The organism is Segatella maculosa OT 289 (assembly GCF_000243015.1).
Lineage (GTDB): Bacteria > Bacteroidota > Bacteroidia > Bacteroidales > Bacteroidaceae > Prevotella > Prevotella maculosa.
The window spans coordinates 457,901-480,061 of record NZ_JH594500.1; the positions used below are offsets into that span (position 1 = coordinate 457,901).

Genomic DNA, 22,161 nt, shown 5'->3' on the forward strand with positions numbered 1-22,161 from the left:
TTAGAATTTAGAATGGATAATGGTTTTGTCATTCGTGATATCGTCTAACGTGATACCAAGACAATGACAGAAGATGGCCTCACGTGCATAAAGTCCGTTCCGAGCCTGTTGGATATAATAGGCATGAGGATTGTCATCAACATCATAGGCAATCTCATTTACGCGGGGAAGCGGGTGAAGAATCTTCATATTGGACTTTGCAAGACTCAGCATTTTGTTCCTTAATATATACACATTCTTTACACGTTCATATTCCATCAAGTCGGAGAAGCGTTCCTTTTGTACACGCGTCATGTACAGAATATCGGCATCAGCAATCACTTTGTCATTGAATTCCGTATGCTCCTCGAACCTTATGCCATGCTCCTCACAATAGAGTTTGTATTCCTGCGGCATGGCAAGCTCTTCAGGCGCAATGAAATGGAACGTGGGATTGAAGTGACGCATGGCCATGATCAGCGAATGAACAGTCCGACCATATTTAAGGTCACCGACAAGATAAATATTCAGATTTTCAAGTGTGCCTTGTGTTTGATAAATGGAGTAAAGATCTAACAAACATTGTGAGGGATGCATGTGTGCTCCGTCTCCTGCATTGATAATCGGAACGGGTGCTATTTCCGAAGCATATTGCGCAGCACCTTCAATGTAATGCCTCATAGCGATGACGTCGGCATAGTTGCTGACCATGAGAATTGTGTCTTTAAGCGTTTCACCTTTCGAGACACTGGAAGCCTTTGCATCGCTGAAACCGATGACTTTTGCCCCAAGTCGATTGGCTGCAGTCTCGAAACTAAGTCTCGTTCTGGTTGAAGGTTCATAAAAGAGTGTGGCAACAACCTTTCCTTTTAGCAACTCCCTGTCAGGATGTTTTTCGAACTCTTGCGCCATTCGGATAAGATAAAGCAACGCATTTTTATCCAAATCGGCAATCGTTACAAAATCATGTCTCTTCATTTGTATATGGTTGATGTTCCGAATTCGTCTCCAAAGTTAAGCATTATTTCTGATTAGTGTGTGCTATTTGATGGAAAAATTGTATTTTTGCACCAAATATTGTCATGCTCGGCAAATGGTAAACGCGTCTACTTTGCACTTGCCAGTAATACTTTTGCTAAAAAACAAGATGAGAAAGGCTTTTATTCACTTCTTATGGAGTGTGTTGATACTCTCAATATGCGGGTCGGCATTAGCTTTCACCGCCATATGGAACGGTTGGATAGGCTACATGCCCCCGATAGAAGATTTGCAAAACCCGATAAATCGTTTTGCTACCCAAGTGTATTCCTCTGATGGAAAGGTTTTGGGAACCTACAATCTGAACAAAGAAAACCGAATAGTAATCCCATATAGCAAGATTTCCAAACATCTGATAGACGCATTGGTAGCAACCGAAGATGAACGCTTCTACGAACATAGTGGAGTTGACTTTATCGCATTGGGTAGAGCGATTGTAAAGCGTGGGCTCTTAGGACAGGCTTCTGCTGGTGGAGGCTCTACAATTACACAGCAATTGGCAAAGCAGTTGTATTCTGAACAAGTGCATAATTCCTTAGAAAGAATATTGCAAAAGCCTATAGAATGGGTTATTGCCGTGAAACTCGAGCGTAATTACACGAAAGAAGAAATCATAGCTTTATACTTGAACTATTTTGATTTCTTGCATAATGCGGTAGGAATAAAGACTGCGGCAAACACTTACTTCAATAAGGAGGCCAAAGACTTGAATATTGCTGAATCGGCCATGCTTATCGGACTCTGTAAGAATCCATCTCTTTTCAATCCCGTCAGGTTTCCTGACAGAGCACGTGACCGTCGTAATATTGTTCTGGGGCAGATGCTGAAGGTGGGTTATCTTTCCCAAGCCGAATATGATGAATATAGTGCCATGCCCATAACGCTACACTTTCATAGGACGGACCATAAAGATGGAAACGCAACCTACTTCCGTGAATTTCTGCGCCAATATATGATGGCCGAGAAACCAGATATCACCGATTATCCTTCGTGGAACAAACAACAATACACACTGGATTCGATTGCATGGGTGAGCGATCCGCTTTATGGCTGGTGTAACAAGAACTTTAAAAAAGATGGTAAGCCTTACAATATCTATACGGATGGCCTAAGAATATTCACCACAATAGACAGTCGAATGCAGCTATATGCCGAAGAAGCAGTCTATGGGCATGTGACAAAATTCTTGCAACCAGCCTTCAATAAAGAGAACCGCAGCAAGAAGAATGCGCCATTTACCGGGGCACTCAGTGCATCGCAACTGCGTTCTATCTTGAACCGGAGCATGTATCAAAGCGAACGTTATCGCAATATGAAGTCAACCGGTGCAAGCGAGAAAGAAATCATGGCTTCATTCAACAAACCTGTCGATATGACGATATTCACTTATCATGGCGATATCGATACCCTTATGACCCCAATGGACTCCATTAAATATTACAAAAGCTTTCTGCGCGCCGGTTTTATGAGTATGGATCCCAAGACTGGTGCCGTTAAGGCCTATGTCGGCGGTTTGGATTATAATCACTTCATGTATGACATGGTAACAGGCGGACATAGGCAGATTGGTTCCACGATTAAGCCGTTCCTCTATGCATTGGCTATGGAGAACGGATATTCTCCATGTGACATGGCCCCCAATGTACAAAAGACTTATATCGTTGCGGGGCAGGCTTGGACACCACGTAATGCCTCACACGCACGATATGGACAAATGGTCACTTTGAAGTGGGGACTGGCACATAGTAACAACTGGATATCAGCCTACCTGATGAGCAAACTCAATCCGCAACTGTTTGTATCCACCTTACATGAATTCGGAATCAACAATCCGGACATACATCCCTCCATGTCGTTATGCTTGGGACCTTGTGATGTAAGCGTTGCGGAGATGGTGAGTGCCTATTCCGTATTTGCCAACCATGGTATACGGACAGCCGCAATGTTTGTCAGCCGTATCGAAGATAACGAGGGAAATGTCATCGCTAGTTTCCAACCACGTATGAACGAAGTCATCAGCGCAGAGAGTGCCGACAAGATGCTTGTGTTGCTGCGGGGCGTCGTCGATGGCGGAACTGCAGGAAGACTCCGCTATAAATATCACTTGGAAGGCGAAATTGGAGGAAAGACCGGAACTACCAATAAGAATAGCGACGCATGGTTTATCGGCTTCACGCCACAATTGGTGACAGGGATATGGGTCGGTGGTGAAGACCGCGATATCCATTTCGACAACATGGCCATGGGGCAAGGAGCGACCATGGCACTGCCCATTTGGGCCTATTATATGAAGAAAGTCTACCGAGACAGGGCATTAGGCTATAATAACAAGGTATCATTCGGGCTTCCCGAAGGTTTCGATCCCTGCCCGAAGCAGGATGCAGACAACACAGCATATCAAATCGACGAAGTATATGAATAGAACTTTACTCGCACTTGCCCTTTGCTGCATTCAAGTAATCACAGGATATGCCCAAAAGACAAACGCTCTCCGCGACAGCCTGCGCAAGGCCACGGAAGCACTGGCATACCACCCCGACAGCACGGAGCTGCGCTTGAAGAAGGCTTCATGGAATATGCTGCTGCAGGAATGGGAGTATGCCAAGGAAGAATACGACCGCATACTATCGAGAGACGCAGACAATCCAGCCGCACTTTATTTCCGTGCCTATGTCAACGGCAAACTGTCGAGATACAATTTCGCACGTTTGGACTATCAACACCTGCTGTGTATCGTGCCCGGAAGTTTTGAGGCACAGTTGGGACTGGCCCTTCTCAACGAGACCGACAGGCATTTCACCGAGGCGTTCGACGGCATCAACCGCGTGATTTCACAGTTCCCCGACAGTGCCGTTGCGTATGCCGCAAGAGCAAACATGGAACGTGAACGGAATATGCTCGAGCTGGCTGCGTTCGATTACACGGAAGCCATCAAGCGGGAACCTCATAACCGTGATTACCGACTATCGAGGGCCGATGTCAGACTCATGCTGAAAAAGAAAGAAGAGGCCTTGGAAGACTTGGAATATCTTGTGTCTTCCTTGGGTGTCGCGAGAGCTTCGTTGAAAGAATTCTTCGAAAGAGCAAGAAAATAATTCACCAAAAACTTAACCCATACGTCGATTTTATGAAAATCTTAGAACCGTCATTCGAGATCTGGCAACAAGAGAGCGGCCTTTTAGGCATATACAAACAAATCGAAAAGGCCGGAAGAGTCTGTTACAAAAGCGAACAAAACGTCTCCGAGGGCTCGGCGAAACCCTTCGTGGAACGCATGATTGCGGCCGACCATACGGCCATGCTGGAGCATGGCACCGTCTATATGACCGTAAAAGAGGGCGAACGATCGGACTATTACGTGCGTAACCGTTTCTCACATGTGAACATCATCGGCCACACAGCCTATATCACGACCAATCTTAGGGTGCTAGCCGAGAACAAACGCATGGCTGATTTGGAACTTCTTACGGAGCTTTCCGAGCATCATGAGCGGCGCGTCACCGTGCACTTCACTACCCAAGTGGCCGTCACCCGCGAGTTCAACAGGCACCGTGCCAACTCAATGGCCGAGCAGTCCACACGTTATTGCAATTACGGCAAAAACAAATTCGGCGGCGAAATAACCGTCAACCTTCCCGAGTGGGTGAAAAACGAGCCGGATTATTCTCAAATACCGCAAACGACGGGTACCGATCAATTGAAACGACTATGTAGAGACATGATTACTGCGGGCGAAACTAAGACATGGAACGCCGTCGATAATTGGCTGTTTGCGAATCTTGCCTGCGAACTTGCCTACCTCAACCTGATTTCGCTGGGCAAAAAGCCCCAAGAGGCACGCGCCGTCCTCCCGCTTGACGTGAACACCGAGCTGGTGCACACGGCTTTCGTCAGCGATTGGAAGCACTTTTTCGACCTGCGAGCTATTGGCACTACCGGCGCACCTCACCCCGATGCAAAGGCCATTGCACAGCCGCTCTACGAGGAGTTCGAGCGATTAGGGCTGCTATAGTATGACAAACAGGTTGCTCTTCCGATAAGACGGGTGGTAAATCAGACACAAAATACAACGAGTTTAACAGCACCATGGACATATTCCCTGATGATCACCCTTATATTTTCATGGTATTAGATTTCGTCCTATGAAAGAAAATCTTAACTTTGCAGCCGACGGGACCACATCTAAGTCGCATGTAAAGAAATTCCACGACGTAAACCCTTTCAGGAAAGTCTCATGCAAACAGTAAACCCTTTCAAGAAGCAAGTAAAAGATGTGGAAACAATATCAGTAACAATAACCAAAAACGTGTAAAGAGAAATCAGGCTTAGTCAATCGGTTTGTCATATCAGCCATTTTGCATGCTAATATCAGCCACTTTACACTGTAATATGGCCCATATTACGCGGTAAAATGGCTGATATTGTAAGCCGAAATGGCCTATATTGGTTCATTTACCTACCAACGATATACGAAGATTGCCTGAAAGTTTCAGCCCCGTATCCCCTACCCTATTTGATCGGGTTTCCCTTCTTATCTTTTCGTGACAGAGAGGCGACTTTGGTTTCGAAGTCCGTTTTGGTGTTATCATCGTCAACGAACTTCCTTCCATCCCATTTCCGAGTGAGTGCCAAGCCCGAATAGGTGGGCAAGTCGGATTGTTTGATGCTCGAAAAGTCAACGTCCGTGACGGCATTGTAGCCTTTGTCGAGTTTGCTGGGGCGCATTTGGAAACGGCTTCGTGGGCAAACAGTGATACAATCTATGACGTTGGCAAAGGGAATCTCTATGGCATAGAAGTCGGCAAAGGCACTGCTCGTGACCGTGATGTAATGCAGATAGCCCTTTCGGTCTTTGGTATCAAGATAATTGGCCTTGAAGTCTTCGGGCGTCCACGGTAGCCTGATGAGCGCAATTCCGTTGTGTTCGGTAATGTCGGCTATCTGATGCTCCGGTCCTTTCTTTCCTTTCTTGTCGGTGACGATGAGTATCGGCTGCATATCTGGTACGTTCGGATTGTTCTTCCCGCCCCATGTGAACTCCTGCTGTGTCCATTCAAAGTCAGCCTTTGAAAGATCAAGGAAGGCATCAAGCCCTTTATACATCGACAAGTCTATCTCTTCTCCATATTCTTTGGCCGAAGCTACAAGGTCATCGATGAATTTTGCCTTGTGATCGATGGCATATTTTGCCACAACGATTTCCTGTCCGGGCCGCACGGGGTGCTCGGTTCCTTTGCCAGGAAAGTAAGATACCGCAGCAGCACCATAGTAGCGACCGACGAAATCGTCCTTTGGAGCGAACTGAATGGAGTTAGTGGGGTCGATAGCATTGGTGCAGAGGGCCAGTCCGTCAAGGTATTTCACTTCGCTCGTTGGGTTATAAATGATGATATATTGGTCGTCGTTATACATTTGATAGAGGTTTTGGAGCCCCCATTTGTGTACGTCGCGCACCCAGTAGTGGCCTGCATAGAAGACTTCTTTGATCATAAGGTGGTCGATTTTCGTCTTCGAGGTAGACCGCTTTTCGGGCAGTTCGTTTCTTACACAGCCCGTCAACAAGGCACAAGCCATGAGCAATAAGCCGTATTTCTGAAAATTTCGAATGTTTGTTTTCATTATATTCATTTGAAAGAGTGATTATAAGAACCAGTTACCCAAGCCTGAACCACCACCGACACCATGGGTCTGGAGGTTTTGAGAGGCTTCAAGGGCATCAATGGGAGAGAGTCCTATCTCAAGACCCAAGTAATAATACAGTGGATCGTTGGGGTCAATGGTAGTCGGGTCGGTGTCAAAACTACTGCAAAACACCTTGATTGGGATATTGAAACGAATGACTTCCTTCCACTCTGAGTCTGCGCCATAGTCCTTGGCTTCATCGGGATTGTAGGCTTCAGCACAGATAAAAGGACTCAAGAACTCATAAGTGGAATGCCGCCGTAAGTATTCATCGCGCGGAATAAGTGCCTTCTTACCTTTAGGGCACTTCATCACGCGCACCGATAGATAGAACTTGGGCAACAGATAGGACGGACGCGTGTATTTTCCAGCCTCACCTGTAACAGGATTCACGCGGCGTGTAATTTCAAGTGGCCATTCCGTGTGTCTTGAATCGTTTTCGTCGGCTTCAATATCAAAGTTGAAATGTCCTTTCAGTCCCACACGGTCTTGGTCATAAGGGGCTACTGCCCAGTCGGCATCAGTGCGTCCAAGGGGCGGAAGTAGCCGTTGATTAAAGAGTTCACGGGCACCATCGGCCATGGCATCATGGATCCAAGTGTCGCGATAGGTGTACTCGAAGATGCGGGGCGTAGCATCGGCACGCTGCTTCCATGAAATCTTGTCAGCAAAGAACGGAGACGGAACAGGCTTTGTATCTATTGTTCCGCCCGCTTTCCACTCACCATATTTATCTTTCTTTGGATACCATGTGCCACGGCAGTCGGTAACGGTGTAAGCCTTGCCCTTGTCGTCGACATCACTCACGCTGAAGAAAATCTGATATTCATCGGAATGCTCCAAAATATCATCGTTCAACAGCTTCCCATTTCTGTCGAAGAAGTAGAGACAAAGGCCCCAACGTTTCAGTCGCCCACCGATGATTCGGATGTAATCGGGGCCTTTCTTACCGTCGTTCTGTTCAAGATAGGTGACGGTGCTCTCTCTTTGCACTTCCACCGCAGGCCATTTGTCATTATTATTATGAATAATGACGAACTCTTCTTGCTTCCAAGGTGCGTTACGATAAACAAAATTGCCGTGCATCATGCCATCTCCGTGAGAATGTCCCTCCTTGAACATGGCCAAACAAGTGGCCCAGTTGTTGAAAGCACCTTGAGGGTCTGGGTTCCTCAAGCTGCCTTCGATTTTGATTTTCTTCAGACTGTCCACGTAGCGATCTGCTCCACTATGGGGAATAGGCTTTGCCGACAGCGGATTTTCGTCGTAGTTGATGTTCACGTTGCCGAAAATGAAATCGTCGCACGATATACATAGTGCCGAGAACGCTGCAACAAGCGTCATTATCTTTAGTTTATTACTCATATCTTCTATTTTCTTGGGTATATTTTCCTTGTTTCTCCATACGTATTCCACCTACATCACGACAATATTTCTGCGATATTTCCAAAAATAGTCGCCAGGACGGCTCAGCATCTCCCACAAAGTAGCCGCATCGGCATGGGGATAGAAGCGTTTTACATCGTTAACACATTTCTCCTGACCGTCATTGGTGTTGCCGATGACACGAATTGAAATCGGATAATCAATGTCGAAACTGTCCCAACCGGGCTGTATTTGGTTAAAATCCCACATATAACCATGCTCACTATTATTGGTGTTGCAGTATTTTGCTGGACGTTCCGCCTCACCTGCATGCTGTTGCCCCTTATTAAGAATGTGGCAGATTCTTACTTGCAGCTGAAAAGCAAGGTCAGCCTTGTGAAATTGCAGGATACCTTTGAAACCTAACCGGTCATATGGTGTATTTGATTCCAAACTTCTGTTTTGTCGCAACAAACCAACAGTTTCCCCATAGCGTTGACGAGGTGCTTCGGTATCAGGATCTATGAAATCATCATTGTAGGAATCAACAAAAAGCTTACCTAATTCTTCTTCAACGGGATCGGTATCGCGATAATCATAAGTGAAGATTTCGGGTGTCAGTTCATTGAGACGCATCATATCGATGACTCGGAAAAGTCTATATCTCTTGCCATCCGATGCAATATAGGGCTGCAAAGCCTCAGGTTTGCCAGATATTTCAATAGCTTTCCAAGCCAAGTCTTCATCATAAGGCACTTGGTTCTTACCGAAATTAAAGCCCTCAGGAGCAAAGATATTGGAAGCAGAAAATTTAGTTGCAGGCTCAACACTTCCTCCTTTTTCCCGAAAAGTATAGCGATCATAATAGGTAGAAGGAGTCTGGAGCGAACGCGGATAGGCCAATTGGATGCCTTTTACGGCCGCTTTTCCCGATTGAGGAGCCTTATCAAGCGAACCGTTCCCCACACCAAAGAAGTGCTGATGAACTAACAATGTCGCATTATCTTCATCGGGAATATTCGCGCCATCTTTGTCTTTCTTATAAGGATAGCCTGCAAACTGGTGGTTGATGATGAGTCCGTTCTGATCGTAATAGAGCAGTTCCAATCCATAATAGATATTATCAGAAGCGATGACGTCGAAATGGTCTCGCTCGGTCGTGATGGTCATCTGGCCGTCATCGTCCTTTGCCATATCTATTTCTTGCATAATGGGAAGCAAGGTTGAGTCGCCTGCCACATGATACATCGTGTAGCTGTCCACGGAATCAGTACCGTTGGGACCGACACCAATCAGTCCGCCTTTGTACCCCATACGTAGGATGGCATGAACGGCATATATTTGATCGTGTCCTTTCACATCTCGATCGATGGATGAGGGAGGTGCTTTGATAAATTTCTTGAAGAAGTCGTCTACTTGGTCGTTGCTGCAGCCCACACAGAGCAATGCTGCGCAGAAAAGCATATAGAATTGTCTCATATTATTATCGTTTATATAGGGTTGACATACTAAAACCTGAAGATGGTACGAATGGAATAGTTGGCCCCACGCTCATGTGCATAATATCTAAAGCGGTCGGTATACTCCTTATAAAGCGCATTAAGAATGTTTTCTCCCACCAACATGACCTTCCATTGTCGGCCGTGGGGCAGTCTAATAGTGTAATCCGCCGTACCGTTCAGCAAGAAATAAGCCTCAGGTGAGTCACTGACGAGGTCCTTATCAGGGTCGAATCGTGTCTGTTTAGTGACATACACGCCCGAAAGCGAAAGCGAAACCTGATGCTTCTTCGCAGTATCCAAGGGACGAACATAAGTTGCCGAGAGCCCATAACGATCGGATGGCATGAAAGGAAGCCAGTCGTGGCGCGTAATGTTGCGTGCAAACATCCATTCACCTTTCCCGACCAACGTGAGTTCTGCTATCGGATGAACCGTTGCCTCGATATCTCCGCCATAGAGTTTCACGTCATCTTGGTCGTAGATGAACTTGGGATATTTCCCACTGGGGTGATTGTGGAAGCGGTCTTTACCTGTTCCGATATGGTCGTAGATATAACTGTCGATACGTTGATAGAAAGCACTCGGCTCAATAGAGAACCATACATTGCGATAGCGTGCGCCGATGACCGATTTATAGCCGCGTTCACTGGCCAAATGCCGGTTACCGACTACCCAATAGGAGCCGTCTTGGAGCCCGATAGCATAGAGTTCATTGATATCTGGAGGCCGCCACGACCAACCGATATTAGCCCGCACGTCCCAATTCGCATTCAATTGATAATGGGCGGCAAGACTTGTGGTGAAATTGCTGTAGAGTTTGAAGTCATCATAGTAGGTGTAGTTGCTGAGACTCGTGTAACCGTTGACCGACATGACGCGGAAGTCATAACGCATGCCCAATGCACATTGCAATTTGCCAAACTGCGCCTTGTGAAGGAAGTAACCTCCCATCGAAAGTGCGGCGAAATTCGGAACAAAAGCGGGCTGTTTTGTACCCGGATAGTTGTAGTTGGTCTGATAAGTATTGGAAAGTCCGGCATCGGTAGTCATATTCCACAGCTTCCATTTCGCATGCCAGAGCACATCGAACTTATAGGTTTTCAAGATAAGGTCCTGCACAGGGATCCAACTCCATTGCGTTTTCTTTCGGTTCTCGAACTCTTGTCTGAGGTTCTCTTGAAAGGAAAGTGTGAAGTCAAGCCGATGATTGGCACTGATATCCCATTTCAATTCACCCTTGAAAGTCACGTGTTGCGACTGCTGGAAAGGTGGTTTAATGCGATAGGAGAACGGGAAGAGCGTCTTAGGGTCGGGTCGGCCGTATTCAAAACGCTTGAGCAGCTGGTCCAAATCAGATATCTTGCTGGCATAATAGATGCCACTACGCTGATAATAGATACTCGAAAAAACAGTCACTGTGAGATTTCTGCCTTGCCAACCGGCCTGTCCCGAGAGGCTAATCGTATTGTAGCCCGTGTTATTGAGGATATAGTCGGCAGTGCGATAGTCCCCACCTTTGGTGTACATGCCATGCAATCGCAGGCCGAATTGCTTGTAGCCAGCCTCGATACTACCGCTGCCACTGCCACCGCGGGCATTGGTGTCATAGCCCATATTGACGTTACCTTTCACATTGACGTGGTGATGTCCATAGGGCAAAGGGGCATCATTGAGCAGCACCACACCGCCCATGGCTCCGAAACCATAGCGGATACACTCGGCTCCTTTCACCACTTCGACCATACTCGAACCCGTATAATCAAGCTCAGGGGCATGGTCGGCCCCCCAACTCTGGCTTTCGAGTCTCACACCGTTATTCATCAAAAGGATGCGACTACTGTGCATGCCTTGTATGACGGGCTTGGCAATGGTGTTGCCCGTGCTGATGGAACTCACGCCGGGAACGGTCTCGAGCATCTTAGCCAGCGAACTTGCACCGCCTTTCTCCAATTCTTCTGAACCAATCGTAGCCGTTTGTTGCAGCACGGACGTATGCCGTTTCTGTGCCGTAACGACCACGTTGTCGAGCGTCTTGGCATCATCAGTCATCAGAATCACGACGGGTTTGTCGGGTGTAACGGCGATTTGCTTTGAAACTTTCTTGTAGCCGATGTAGGAGACCTCCACCCGGACGCTCTTCGCGCTGCCTTTCAGTTGCAACGTGCACTTGCCTTGCGCGTCAGTAGCAGCTCCCATGACGGCTTTGTCGCATCGCACTGTAGCGCCGATGACGGGCTCTCGGGTGGTCGAAGATAACACGATAAACGCGACTTGCGTCGTTTCTGCTTGTTGATTGTTTTGTGGAAACTCGTCTGTCGAAGCCTTTCCGGGCGGAATTCCGGCGATGAACAGTAGGGCCAACATGACTGTTTTGAGTTGTAGGCGGCTGCACCACGCAGCGCTTTCCAACATAATACAGGGTATCTGCATTTCGCTAATAAGTTTGAATATAAAAATTGTTTAACAAGGTTGCCCTACGGGAATTGTCTTTTCTTGTTTTCCGGCAAATGCTCGCAGACAATCATTTTTTGTAAGTGCAAAATTAAAACGAACAAATAAAACAGGCAATACCTAAATTTAAGTAATCGAAGCACGCCCGATAAGCGGGGTGATACTGCCCCACTCCCGTCTTCGTGCCCTATAAATACTATAGTTCTGTGCGAAAAGTAGTATCGTTTTCTTCTAAAAATCTATCATTTAGGTCTAAGTAATTGGCTATGAACAGCCTTGTGAGTTATGATTTTCAGCAGGTAATGATTTAGCGACCTATCTTCTGCAATGACACACAACGCTTTGCATAACTCGAATAACCTATTGCAAAGGTAATACTATCTACGGAGAAAGACGAAACTTTCTCCGTTTTTCTTTTCTAATAGTTGTCTGTTCAGACAATAGTTTTCATTCTTTTTGTCTTATTCCTCACAATTATGGCAGTCTTTCTTGTGAAGGCTACCTTTCATTTTTTCGCTCTGTCCTCTCAGGTGTTCCTCTCCACATTCGACTCCATGTATTCGCATCGGGATCGGTTGTTCGTTGTCAGCGGCAAAGGTAGTTCCAGGCTTCCACGGACAAAAAAGGTCGGGGCGGCAAGCCGTTTAGACGACAATCTCCACACTTCCATTTCATTGCAGGTAGTATTCTCGCCGTAAAACCTTGTTTGTCCTAAGCCCTACCTTTTTAAGCCCCTGAAACGAAAACGACCGACCCGACGGAAAGACGCATAAAAAAAATGTCGGAAACACGAGGATAGAGAAAATGAAAAATGGGAACTCAACTTCCTCACCTCTGGAATCCGCATAAAATCAAAAAATCAGACAAGATGAAACTGAGATACAAAATATCAATTGGGCTGGCTCTTGCACTCGCAGGCTCTCTCCTTTGGGGCGGAAGTGTCTGGCTTTGGCTGGCAGGGATATGTGCAGGGAAGTTCCTCATTCGGCTACTCCTTACCATCGCTTTGGCAATCGCAGTGTACATCTTGGCTTATGCTCTCATCATCGGGGCAATACTTTGGGTACTCATTTCTTAAACAGACAGATATATGAAAAGAAGAAGCAAGACAATCGCACAGCAATGCAGATACTACGAAGTGGACAACATCTTCGAGTATATGGTATCGGTTTACCTAAACGGAAACATATCCGCCTTTGGGGAACTATACAAGGAACTCAATCGGAAAGACAAAAAGGAGTTTATACTCTATCTCTTTTCAGAAGTTGAACCTATTTATATCCAAGAAATCATTTTGACAACCATCTAAAAATAGGAACAATGGAAGCATTCAGATTTTACCAAGACAGAAAGGTTACTTGTTGGGAACGCACCCACTTTGAAGTAACAGCCGAGAATTACGAGGAAGCCGTTGCCCTTGTCAAGTCGTGGCAAGGTGAGGACGTGCTTTGCTTTGAGGATGATGAGAAAATCATCATCACAGACGGAGAAACCTTGTATGACACCTCCGAAAACCTATCCATAGAGGAAAATGGAGGACAGCCGACTATCGAGGTCTTTGCGGACAACGGAGAAGACATCATCAATAACAAACCCGATAACATCAAACGAATATGAGAACGGAAACAAGAACATACGATATATATAACCTCCACGAACTGACAAGAGAGGCACAAGCGAAAGCACACAGCCATTGGGCGGAACATTTCGACTATAGTTGGGCAGACGAAAATGAGAAGACATTGCAAGCCTTTGAACAGATATTCAATATCAAGGTGGACAGATGGTCATACGATGATTATTCCTATTGGTATCGTTTCACTTCTCATTACAGCGAGGAAGAAGATAATTTGAAAGGGGTTAGACTTCTGAAATACCTTGTCAATAACTATTGGAACGACTTGTATATACCCAAAACCATTTGGGGACACAATTACAAGACAAAGCGCAAGAGCCGTATATTCGTCACCAATGATTGTGTTTTGACGGGCTATTATATGGACTATGAGATATTACAGCCTATATACGACTTTCTAAAAGCCCCCGACAACACCACCCTTTACGAACTTATGAACAAGTGCTTAAACGGCTTTTTCAAGGCTTGCAGGGACGATATGGAATATCAACTCAGCGAAGAAGCCTTTGCTGAGAGTTGCGAAGCCAACAATTATGAATTTCTATCCAACGGAACATTATTCAACTGATAAAAACAACAAAGACAATGAAAGGTACAGAACATTTTAAGGACGTTATCAAAAACTATTTGGAAACCAGAGCATCATACGATGAACTCTTTGCGGAGAATTTCTGCAAGAAGAATAAGAACATAGACGAGTGCATTACCTACATCTTGACGGAAGTCCAAAAAATGGGGTGTGCAGGTCTGTCCGATGAGGAGGTCTATTCCCTTGCCGTTCACTACTACGATGAGGATAACATCGAGGTGGGCAAGTCCATCAACTGTCAAGTCGTGGTAAACCATACTATCGAACTTACAGAGGAGGAAAAAGCAGAAGCACGGAAAAAGGTTATCGAGCGATACCAAGCGGAGGAATACCGCAAACTGACCACCAAGAAACCAAAAGCGGAGAAGCAGGTGGAACAGCAGATAGCACAACCCTCACTATTCGAGTTTTAACCCTCTAAACAACAAAAGAAAATGGAAGCAAAGGATTTGAACGAAGCACGGATTTATGTAGGCACTTATGCCAAGTACAACAACGGCTCATTGCAGGGCGAATGGGTGGAACTTTCGGACTTCTACGATTTGGACGACTTTATGGAGCGTTGTGCCGAGATACACGAGGACGAGGAAGAACCCGAATATATGTTCCAAGCGTGGGAGGAAATCCCCGATGGTCTGATAGACGAGGGGCATTTGGAGGAAAACTTCTTTGAACTTCGGGACGAGTTGGACAGACTGAACAACACAGAGAAAGAAGCATTTTGGGTATGGGCGGACGGAAACAACATCAAACTAACCCAAGACGCATACAGCCTTGTAAAGTCTTTCCAATCCGCCTATATGGGCAGTTATGCAAGCAGGGAGGATTTTGCGGAGGAATTTGCAAAAATGGAGAATGAATTACCTGATTTTGCACTGAGTTACTTCGACTTCTCCAAATATGCCGATGACCTTTTTGACACGGACTTTTGGTATAAGGACGGCTATGTATTTCGTAACGAATAAAACAAGGAGGACAGAAAATGAAACCGAGAAATAAGTTTGAGAAGGCAGTCCTTGCAGAGAGCAAGCACCTTCGCCCGATAACCAAGACACAGAGCAAATGGGCATTCCGTGAGTGTATAGACCACTTCGCCTATCGACTGCCCAAAGGTCGCACAACGTGTATGGATTGTGGGCATAGTTGGGTGATGGAACAATCTGCCGAAACTTGCACCTGCCCCCATTGCGGAGCGAAGTTGCAGGTCAAGGAAACCTTTGAGCGTAAGATAAGGCAGAAGCAATATTTCACCATTCTAACCACGTGCGGAGAGTACCAAGTATTGAGAATGTTTCTTCTTTCCTCTGAAATGGAGAAAGGTTGCAGGGCAGAACATCACACCATTGAAATAGGTCAGTATTGGTGGAACGCACAAGGAAGAAAGACGATTGTTGCCGTTCGACGGACATTGGGAAGATACATTGATACCTTTTCTTTCTGTTCGCCAATGGCAATCCGCAATGATAACGAAGCCTACCGCCATATATCGTACTCACAGATATATCCCAAGTTCAAGGTTACGGACACACACCGCAGGAATGGTTTCAAAGATGATTTACACGGCATAGCCCCGACAATCCTTATTCCCTCCATATTGTCCGACAGCCGTGCGGAAACTTTGCTGAAAGCAGGCCAATCCGAGCATCTGAAATACTTCCTCAACAATTCAAGGACATTTGACGCTTGTTGGCAGTCCTATAAGGTAGCCACTCGCAACGGCTATGAAATAGAGGACATTTCGATATGGTGCGACTATGTGGATATGCTCCGCAGATTGGGCAAGGACATTCACAGCCCGAAGTATGTTTGCCCCACTGACCTATATCGGGAACACGACCTAAGACAACACGAACTCCGCAGACAAAGGGAAAAAGAAGAGAAGGCGAAGAAACGCAAAAAGGCGATGGAGGACGAGAGACGTTTCCACGAACTCAAATCCAAGTTCTTCGGTATCTCATTCACGGACGGCACAATCCAAGTCCACGTCTTGGAGAGCGTGCGGGAACATTTGGAAGAGGGTGTGGCAATGCATCATTGCGTATTCGACAATGCCTACTATCTCAAAGAGAACTCACTTATCCTTTCGGCTACCATTGAGGGCAAACGGATAGAAACGATTGAGGTCAATCTGGACACGCTCAAAGTGGTACAAAGTCGTGGCGTGTGCAATAAGAATACGGAATATCACGACCAAATCGTGAGCCTTGTCAATGCCAACCGCAAATTGATAAGGCAGAGAATGAGGGCGACAGCATAAGAAACAATTACCAAAACATCACAGAATATGAAAGCAGAAATAGAAAGCATCGTATGCAACTGGGCGGATGAGATACCCCATATCCTTATAAGGATAATCAATGCCATTACCCTATCCACCAACGAGAAGGAATTGAGGGCAGCCGTCAATCGGATAGCCGAAGAAACGGAACTTGACAAGTTCTTTGCATACGGCTATGGCGCACACCATTTTTGGCTTACCCACCGCAGGTTATCCAATGGAGAGCCAAAGGAACACAGATTATTAAAGGTTGAATTTTGAGAATATGAAGAAGAAAGTTTACAGAGTACGGACGCAGTACATTTTCGAGGGGGTGTTTGAGGTAGTTGCCGAAAGCAGGGAGGAAGCCCGGCAAAAGGTCATTCAGAATTGCGGATTGGTAATGGGTGGGAACATTCACAGCACCCTGCCCGATGAGGAAATCAATTGGGCTTTCTCCACTCACCCCGATGTAAGGACGGGACGGATAACTGTTCAAGAAAAACTGACGGAGTAAAGCGGTCGGCAGATTTGCCGACCGCTCCTTTCTTTCGTGAGCATCGGGCGGACAAAGAAAGGAGCAAAGAAACCCCAATGAAAAACACCTCGTTACTTTTGACAGTGAGTTGAGACGGCTCAAAAGAATTCTAAGACAAATCCAAATCATTTTCAACTTATTTTCATATCGATCGACATATTAGTGCAAGGGATAGTTAACTGTAGTTTGTACAAGCAAGATACTTGCAAGTTTTCACCGCTGCTTCCACGAGCCTACAGCACTACTTATGCCTATATGCTTGTTGGAAGCAGGTGTTTTCATGTTGTTATGGTTTTCATAAAATACTTTCTCTTAATAAATATCCATGCATAGAACCTCGTTCAATCATGAAATCAAGAATCGGAATAATTTTATTTTTCAATCTAATTTCTTCTTTTATTTTTTGTCTGTTGATGAAAACGAACTTTCTTAAAAACTTTTCCAAATAATATAAAGTGTTTGATTCTAAGTCGTCATGATGTAACAATTTGTTGTTTGACACAATTGCATGAATCCAATCAATACCTTCGTCTTTAAAGTTTGTCCCGATTGAATTTAAAACTTTGACAACAGAATACAATACAGCAGGAATGTTTCCTATATCTTTTGAAGCATTTGCATAAAGGGATAAATTTCCCTCTTTTAAACTATGCCAATCTTCAATTCCTTCACGCCACCAACGCCATGCGAAAAAATAATTTATTATGATTTCTTTTAAATGATAGCCACATGGATTTGCACATAGTTCTTTTATTTTTGGATATAGATTGTCCCAAATATGCCAAAATTGTTCATACTTGTTTAGATAATCCTCTGCACTTACTAATTCTCCAATAAATGAAGCTGTTTCTTCGGTTGAAGAAAATGAATCAACAAATGGTTTTAGAAACGCATCAATTTCATTTTTCTCTCTATGTAAAATGAAATAAGCAAAATTCTTGAAAATATGCAAGCGTAATAAGTAAATGTTAGAATCGTCTCCTGAATCATCTTTGTAACTTCTTCTGTCTTTTAATAACTGTGAAGCTAATAAGGGCAACGATTTTGCATAAATTTCTAAGTGAATTATATCTTTCGTGTCAGATGGTATTAACTGAAGAACTATTTCCAAAGAATGAATATCAAGTGAAGTAATGTTGTTTATGTCTAATGATGAATTTTCAAAAGTGAAATCAGAATTTCTTTTCTCTAATTCTTCGAAAATGGATTTTTTAGAAATTCGTCCCCAACCAATTTCTTTTCTTTTTTCAGCAACAATGGTTTTGTATATGGGTTTGAGTTTTACATATCCGAACAGAATTGCCTGTGCAACTTTTGAATTTTGCTCCCATAATTTTGAATTATGAATAGATTCAATAACGTAATCACATATTCTTTTGTAAGCACCAAGAGATGTTTCATCGAAAAGAGTTAAAACCATTATAGAAACATAGCTTTCTATTTCATCAGGGTATTCTTTTATTAATGATGGAATTGCATGAATAGAGGCTTCAACGCCATCACTTATTTGATAATCATAATTATCGGTGAAAAGATTCGACAGGGAAGAAAGAATAATTTCTTTACAAAAAACCTTATCTTCTTTTGATAATTTGTCTTTGTGTTCAAGTAATAATTTAGAACACGAAAACGCAGGTATAGAATAATCAAGCATACCTATTCCGTTTCGTCCTGCTTTCAGTTCTTCAACAAGTTGCTTTGTTTCTGATAAAGCTAAAAGAGGATTGTTGTCATATTCCTCTTGCTTTGCGCTTTTAGTTTGATTTCTCGCACCAATCAAAAAATCAGCCCACATTCTTAGCGAAGAGTATTTAAGAAGTTCTTGATATTGATTTAACGCTTCTTCGCTTTCCTTTTTATGTTCGTCAGAAAGTTCTTTAGGCGTAAATTCTATTCGTAAATGGTTGTCGTCATGCTGTGATACTTTTGGTATTAAATTACGTCTATCCATTCTAGCCAACAATATTCCAAAGGATTTACTTGTTGAAGTATTTGATTTATATTGGTCAATAATGTCGTATAATTTACCGATGTATTCAGTATTCTGCTCTTCGTTAAATCCTTTGACACCAAAAAGTTGATAATTCAGAAACAATGATTCTAAATTTGAGTTTCTATGTTTATCTTCACAAGTTTTCAATCTTTCATCTGTGTATAAAATGTCTTTTATTTTATCCATTCCATATCCTATACCATACAGCGATTTAGTATGAAATTCGCCTGAACACCTAATCGTGTCTATGTGAAATAATTCAATTGTTTTGAATAAAATCAAAGCAACATCATAGAACTTATCAGGATTCGCAAGCACAACACTACAAACAACAGAAGTAAGTGAAGCTGATTTTGATTGAATGAGAATTTTAAGAAGTATATTCTGAATTATTTCGGACTTTGAGATTAGAGAAAATTCTAAAAGAATTTTTTCTAATGCCATATGCATTGACTCTAATACGTGGGGAACAGAGGGACTTCCTCCTCCACGATACATACTCCAAATTGCGTCACTCAAATACTGTGTTACTTTCGTTTCGCTTACGTGTAATGTGATTTTTTTAACGTCTTGTTGTCCATAGTCGGATTTACTATAAGATTCAACAGCCCTATTTGTAAAATCTATGATAAAATCAAGTGTTTTGCAGAATTCTATTTGCAATAACCATTTTATTGGCGTTTGATTAGCACTTGAGGGGAAATAATTCAATTCGTGTTTGCCCGCTAAGCCATAACGACTTTCCATTGTATCTCTTTCATATCCAAATCCGTCTTGCTTTTTCGGCTGTTTTTGCCAAAATAAATCACATAATTGAATAACAGATAATGGAAGTGTTTTAATTAATTCAATTGCTATGTAGGGCTTCTCTAAAATTTTAGAGCAAAGTCCTTCGTAGGGGGCTCTGTGTTCTGTCCATGTATTAGAAACTACTTTGTCAAATATTTCTTTTAGTTCGGTTTTTAGTTCATTGGCTGAATTAAAAACCACTTTCAAAAATTTTTCTTCCGCAACATCGTGTATGAAGAAATTTTCTTCGGTTTCAGTTTTTTGAATTACGCTTAATGCTAATAAACCTGTGTATCTTGTTGTTACTCCTTTTTTATTGAATGCGCACCAATCAGTTAAAACAGGTAAAACAAGTTTTAGGTTGTTGTCGAAAAAGTCAGTTTTATGTTTGTAAATAAGGGCAATTACTTCTTCCCAACCTTTACCTTTAGGTTTTATAATTTCAATATTTTGAATTGCAGAAATATCAGTACAGGCGATTCTTAGCAGGAACAAAATTCGTTTTAGTATTTCAAAATCATCTGCAATGATTTCTTTCTCAAAAAATTTAAAGAATGTTTCTGAATAATCTGAGAGTAAAACGGAAACTAAAATTTCGTCTTTCCAAAATTGAATAACATCAGTGCTTGTAAAAGCACTTTGAATGAAAATTTCTATTTCCTTACTGTTTTCTGATAAATGGTCTGATAGCCATAACCTAAATGCTCTGCGAATGGGTAAAGAATTCCCTAAGTCGTCAAGAAACTCTTTTGTGGTTGATGTGTTTGAAAAACTTCGGGAAACAATTTTATTCAATGTCCATTCTTCATAAATATCGTGAGTAATAAAATATCCGCAATGAGTATCATCATAGCCAAGTATTTCATCTTGCTTTAATTGAAACAATGCTGATTGTGGTAAACTATCAGCATTGATATAGAACCGTCCTGTTTCACACCTTTGTTTGGCAATGCTGATAATACATTTTTCTCGTTCAAGGTGCAGGTTGTCTTTTTGAACGGTATTTTGTATTCGCTTTTTCCAAAGCAAGTCAATAAATTCTTTGTAGTTTCCTTGTTTGTCAATGTTGGAATATTGTTGAACATATTCTCTTAGGTAAAACAAGTTTCTAAGTCGCTCTACGAATTTTTGATTGTCGGGAAGTGGGAATTTGAATTCGTCTGCTATTGATTTTAATTCCTCAGTACCAATCAGAGAAACATCATTTACGTCAAACGGCAACTGATAATTCTCTTTTATCAAAAAAGTTAAATCGTTAAGATAAGCGTAGCGTGTTGTAAAGATGATATTCCAAGCATTCTCTTTTAACTTTTGAATTAACGTAGTAAGAATATCGTTGCTAGAAATCTCTGCAAGTTTTTCTGCGGAATCAATTACAAATATTTTAAGTGGTTCGTCCTTGTAGGCATTGAGAAACTGTGCAAATGTAAATTTGTGGTCTATGTGAAATATGTCGTTAATGTGATTTACATTAAGTTCATTTGCCTTAAAAACACAAATTGGTATTTTCTTAAAGCAAGAGTTATAAAACTCTTTGAAAATTGCGGTTTTACCGCAGCCACCTTCACCCGAAATAATTATGTTTTTTTTCTTTTGAGAAGCATTTGCTATTGATTCAACAACAGAACTTCGGTCAATTTTAATTTGTTTGTCTCCGAATGTTATTTCTGTCTGGATTGCTTGTAAAATATTCTCGTTGTGTTTATAAATCTCATCAAGTAAATTTCCTTCGTTTGGGTCAAGACTGAAAAAAACGTCATGTATGTATTTATTTTCAGGCAAAGATAATTGTAATTCAAAATTACTTGGGACTCGCCATTGAATACTTATTCCTGCTGTCTTAGCGGCTTTCTCAATGTCTAATTGATATTGCGGTTTCTTTTTGCTTTTAGTAGTGCTTTCGGAAAGTTCTTGGTTGATGTAAAGATATAATTCGTCTAGTTGCTTGTTTTGGGATTTAGCTTTTTTAATTGAATCAATAATGTCTTCTTTATTGTCAGCGATTAATGTAGTGTAGTATTTAGATTGAAAACCATAAAATTTTCCGTCTTTTTCGATTGGTTCTGTCTCAATTCCTGTTTGGTTCTTATATCGGAAAAGTCCAACACGATTGTTGAACTCTGCACAAAAAAGCAAATAAGACATTTGTTCAAATGCCCACGTTTCTTGTTTGTCGTATTTTACTCCAAAAATTTTCCAATTCATTTCTTGAATTTATTCTATTTGATGTTAATATTCTAAGTAAATGTATCTCCGCTACACTTACTGCTCACTTGAATATTGACACCATGAAACAATTATCCTCTAATAATAAATTGAATCCTCTGTACATAACAATTATT

19 protein-coding genes are annotated in these 22,161 nt (G+C 42.9%); 13 read left to right on the forward strand and 6 right to left on the reverse strand.

Features of this window, described 5'->3' with window-relative positions; all coding sequences use genetic code 11:
• Complete coding sequence (gene pyrB, locus HMPREF9944_RS01775) at positions 1-957, reverse strand: aspartate carbamoyltransferase (RefSeq protein ID WP_008564032.1); 957 nt, start codon at positions 955-957, stop codon at positions 1-3.
• 169 nt (positions 958-1,126) lie between these two features.
• Between pyrB and HMPREF9944_RS01780 the strand changes: the two genes are divergently transcribed.
• Genes HMPREF9944_RS01780 through HMPREF9944_RS01790 form a run of 3 tightly spaced genes read left to right on the forward strand, consistent with a single transcriptional unit; the run spans position 1,127 to position 5,029 of the window.
• Positions 1,127-3,439 carry a penicillin-binding protein 1A gene (locus tag HMPREF9944_RS01780; protein WP_008564033.1) on the forward strand — a complete coding sequence of 771 codons (2,313 nt, stop codon included), beginning with the start codon at positions 1,127-1,129 and terminating at the stop codon, positions 3,437-3,439.
• A complete protein-coding gene (locus tag HMPREF9944_RS01785; RefSeq protein ID WP_008564034.1) occupies positions 3,432-4,112 on the forward strand; it encodes a tetratricopeptide repeat protein in 681 nt (226 codons plus the stop codon). Before HMPREF9944_RS01780 ends, HMPREF9944_RS01785 begins: the two co-directional genes overlap by 8 nt.
• A gap of 32 nt (positions 4,113-4,144) precedes the next feature.
• Positions 4,145-5,029, forward strand: coding sequence for an FAD-dependent thymidylate synthase (locus HMPREF9944_RS01790; RefSeq protein WP_008564035.1), 885 nt, complete (start codon positions 4,145-4,147; stop codon positions 5,027-5,029).
• Positions 5,030-5,526: 497 nt separating this feature from the next.
• On the opposite strand, the gene HMPREF9944_RS01795 is transcribed toward HMPREF9944_RS01790, so the two are convergent.
• The 4 genes from HMPREF9944_RS01795 to HMPREF9944_RS01810 are packed head-to-tail and all read right to left on the reverse strand — an operon-like array spanning position 5,527 to position 11,978.
• A complete protein-coding gene (locus HMPREF9944_RS01795; RefSeq protein WP_008564037.1) occupies positions 5,527-6,636 on the reverse strand; it encodes a DUF4876 domain-containing protein in 1,110 nt (369 codons plus the stop codon).
• 21 nt (positions 6,637-6,657) lie between these two features.
• The gene (locus HMPREF9944_RS01800; RefSeq protein WP_008564039.1) at positions 6,658-8,064 is read right to left on the reverse strand and encodes a hypothetical protein; all 1,407 of its coding nucleotides are present in this window, start codon (positions 8,062-8,064) and stop codon (positions 6,658-6,660) included.
• Positions 8,065-8,115: 51 nt separating this feature from the next.
• Positions 8,116-9,543 (reverse strand): hypothetical protein, encoded by a 1,428-nt coding sequence (locus HMPREF9944_RS01805; protein WP_008564041.1) that lies wholly within the window; start codon positions 9,541-9,543, stop codon positions 8,116-8,118.
• 29 nt (positions 9,544-9,572) lie between these two features.
• The gene (locus HMPREF9944_RS01810; RefSeq protein ID WP_406674614.1) at positions 9,573-11,978 is read right to left on the reverse strand and encodes a TonB-dependent receptor; all 2,406 of its coding nucleotides are present in this window, start codon (positions 11,976-11,978) and stop codon (positions 9,573-9,575) included.
• 515 nt (positions 11,979-12,493) lie between these two features.
• On the opposite strand from HMPREF9944_RS01810, the gene HMPREF9944_RS13270 reads away from it, so the two are divergent.
• From HMPREF9944_RS13270 to HMPREF9944_RS01860, 10 genes are all read left to right on the forward strand, one after another.
• Positions 12,494-12,715: a hypothetical protein gene (locus tag HMPREF9944_RS13270; protein WP_244861093.1), complete on the forward strand. Its 222-nt coding sequence runs from the start codon at positions 12,494-12,496 to the stop codon at positions 12,713-12,715.
• Positions 12,716-12,885: 170 nt separating this feature from the next.
• The gene (locus HMPREF9944_RS01820) at positions 12,886-13,095 is read left to right on the forward strand and encodes a hypothetical protein (RefSeq protein ID WP_019189062.1); all 210 of its coding nucleotides are present in this window, start codon (positions 12,886-12,888) and stop codon (positions 13,093-13,095) included.
• Positions 13,096-13,107: 12 nt separating this feature from the next.
• A complete protein-coding gene (locus tag HMPREF9944_RS01825) occupies positions 13,108-13,326 on the forward strand; it encodes a hypothetical protein (RefSeq protein ID WP_004341687.1) in 219 nt (72 codons plus the stop codon).
• Between the two features lie 11 nt (positions 13,327-13,337).
• Entirely contained in the window at positions 13,338-13,634 is a 297-nt protein-coding gene (locus tag HMPREF9944_RS01830) for a hypothetical protein (RefSeq protein WP_008564046.1), read from the forward strand.
• Positions 13,631-14,221: a hypothetical protein gene (locus tag HMPREF9944_RS01835; protein WP_008564048.1), complete on the forward strand. Its 591-nt coding sequence runs from the start codon at positions 13,631-13,633 to the stop codon at positions 14,219-14,221. The genes HMPREF9944_RS01830 and HMPREF9944_RS01835 overlap by 4 nt, the downstream gene beginning before the upstream one ends.
• Positions 14,222-14,238: 17 nt before the next feature.
• Complete coding sequence (locus tag HMPREF9944_RS01840) at positions 14,239-14,655, forward strand: PcfK-like family protein (RefSeq protein ID WP_008564050.1); 417 nt, start codon at positions 14,239-14,241, stop codon at positions 14,653-14,655.
• A 21-nt stretch (positions 14,656-14,676) separates the two neighbouring features.
• Positions 14,677-15,207, forward strand: a complete 531-nt coding sequence (locus HMPREF9944_RS01845) for an antirestriction protein ArdA (RefSeq protein ID WP_008564052.1) — start codon at positions 14,677-14,679, stop codon at positions 15,205-15,207.
• Between the two features lie 17 nt (positions 15,208-15,224).
• Positions 15,225-16,499, forward strand: a complete 1,275-nt coding sequence (locus HMPREF9944_RS01850) for a PcfJ domain-containing protein (protein WP_008564054.1) — start codon at positions 15,225-15,227, stop codon at positions 16,497-16,499.
• Between the two features lie 27 nt (positions 16,500-16,526).
• Positions 16,527-16,781, forward strand: a complete 255-nt coding sequence (locus tag HMPREF9944_RS01855; protein WP_005847781.1) for a hypothetical protein — start codon at positions 16,527-16,529, stop codon at positions 16,779-16,781.
• Positions 16,782-16,785: 4 nt separating this feature from the next.
• Positions 16,786-17,016 (forward strand): hypothetical protein, encoded by a 231-nt coding sequence (locus HMPREF9944_RS01860; protein ID WP_044113168.1) that lies wholly within the window; start codon positions 16,786-16,788, stop codon positions 17,014-17,016.
• A 316-nt stretch (positions 17,017-17,332) separates the two neighbouring features.
• Here HMPREF9944_RS01860 and avs4 read toward each other — a convergent pair whose 3' ends face one another.
• Positions 17,333-22,024, reverse strand: a complete 4,692-nt coding sequence (gene avs4, locus HMPREF9944_RS01865) for an AVAST type 4 anti-phage nuclease Avs4 (RefSeq protein WP_008564061.1) — start codon at positions 22,022-22,024, stop codon at positions 17,333-17,335.
• Between the last annotated feature and the right edge of the window lie 137 nt (positions 22,025-22,161).

Bases quoted from the DNA above. Each gene is read 5' to 3' on its own strand.
- pyrB (WP_008564032.1), bottom strand. From the start codon at position 957: ATGAAGAGACATGATTTTGTAACGATTGCCGATTTGGATAAAAATGCG.
- HMPREF9944_RS01780 (WP_008564033.1), top strand. From the start codon at position 1,127: ATGAGAAAGGCTTTTATTCACTTCTTATGGAGTGTGTTGATACTCTCA.
- HMPREF9944_RS01785 (WP_008564034.1), top strand. From the start codon at position 3,432: ATGAATAGAACTTTACTCGCACTTGCCCTTTGCTGCATTCAAGTAATC.
- HMPREF9944_RS01790 (WP_008564035.1), top strand. From the start codon at position 4,145: ATGAAAATCTTAGAACCGTCATTCGAGATCTGGCAACAAGAGAGCGGC.
- HMPREF9944_RS01795 (WP_008564037.1), bottom strand. From the start codon at position 6,636: ATGAAAACAAACATTCGAAATTTTCAGAAATACGGCTTATTGCTCATG.
- HMPREF9944_RS01800 (WP_008564039.1), bottom strand. From the start codon at position 8,064: ATGAGTAATAAACTAAAGATAATGACGCTTGTTGCAGCGTTCTCGGCA.
- HMPREF9944_RS01805 (WP_008564041.1), bottom strand. From the start codon at position 9,543: ATGAGACAATTCTATATGCTTTTCTGCGCAGCATTGCTCTGTGTGGGC.
- HMPREF9944_RS01810 (WP_406674614.1), bottom strand. From the start codon at position 11,978: ATGTTGGAAAGCGCTGCGTGGTGCAGCCGCCTACAACTCAAAACAGTC.
- HMPREF9944_RS13270 (WP_244861093.1), top strand. From the start codon at position 12,494: ATGGCAGTCTTTCTTGTGAAGGCTACCTTTCATTTTTTCGCTCTGTCC.
- HMPREF9944_RS01820 (WP_019189062.1), top strand. From the start codon at position 12,886: ATGAAACTGAGATACAAAATATCAATTGGGCTGGCTCTTGCACTCGCA.
- HMPREF9944_RS01825 (WP_004341687.1), top strand. From the start codon at position 13,108: ATGAAAAGAAGAAGCAAGACAATCGCACAGCAATGCAGATACTACGAA.
- HMPREF9944_RS01830 (WP_008564046.1), top strand. From the start codon at position 13,338: ATGGAAGCATTCAGATTTTACCAAGACAGAAAGGTTACTTGTTGGGAA.
- HMPREF9944_RS01835 (WP_008564048.1), top strand. From the start codon at position 13,631: ATGAGAACGGAAACAAGAACATACGATATATATAACCTCCACGAACTG.
- HMPREF9944_RS01840 (WP_008564050.1), top strand. From the start codon at position 14,239: ATGAAAGGTACAGAACATTTTAAGGACGTTATCAAAAACTATTTGGAA.
- HMPREF9944_RS01845 (WP_008564052.1), top strand. From the start codon at position 14,677: ATGGAAGCAAAGGATTTGAACGAAGCACGGATTTATGTAGGCACTTAT.
- HMPREF9944_RS01850 (WP_008564054.1), top strand. From the start codon at position 15,225: ATGAAACCGAGAAATAAGTTTGAGAAGGCAGTCCTTGCAGAGAGCAAG.
- HMPREF9944_RS01855 (WP_005847781.1), top strand. From the start codon at position 16,527: ATGAAAGCAGAAATAGAAAGCATCGTATGCAACTGGGCGGATGAGATA.
- HMPREF9944_RS01860 (WP_044113168.1), top strand. From the start codon at position 16,786: ATGAAGAAGAAAGTTTACAGAGTACGGACGCAGTACATTTTCGAGGGG.
- avs4 (WP_008564061.1), bottom strand. From the start codon at position 22,024: ATGAATTGGAAAATTTTTGGAGTAAAATACGACAAACAAGAAACGTGG.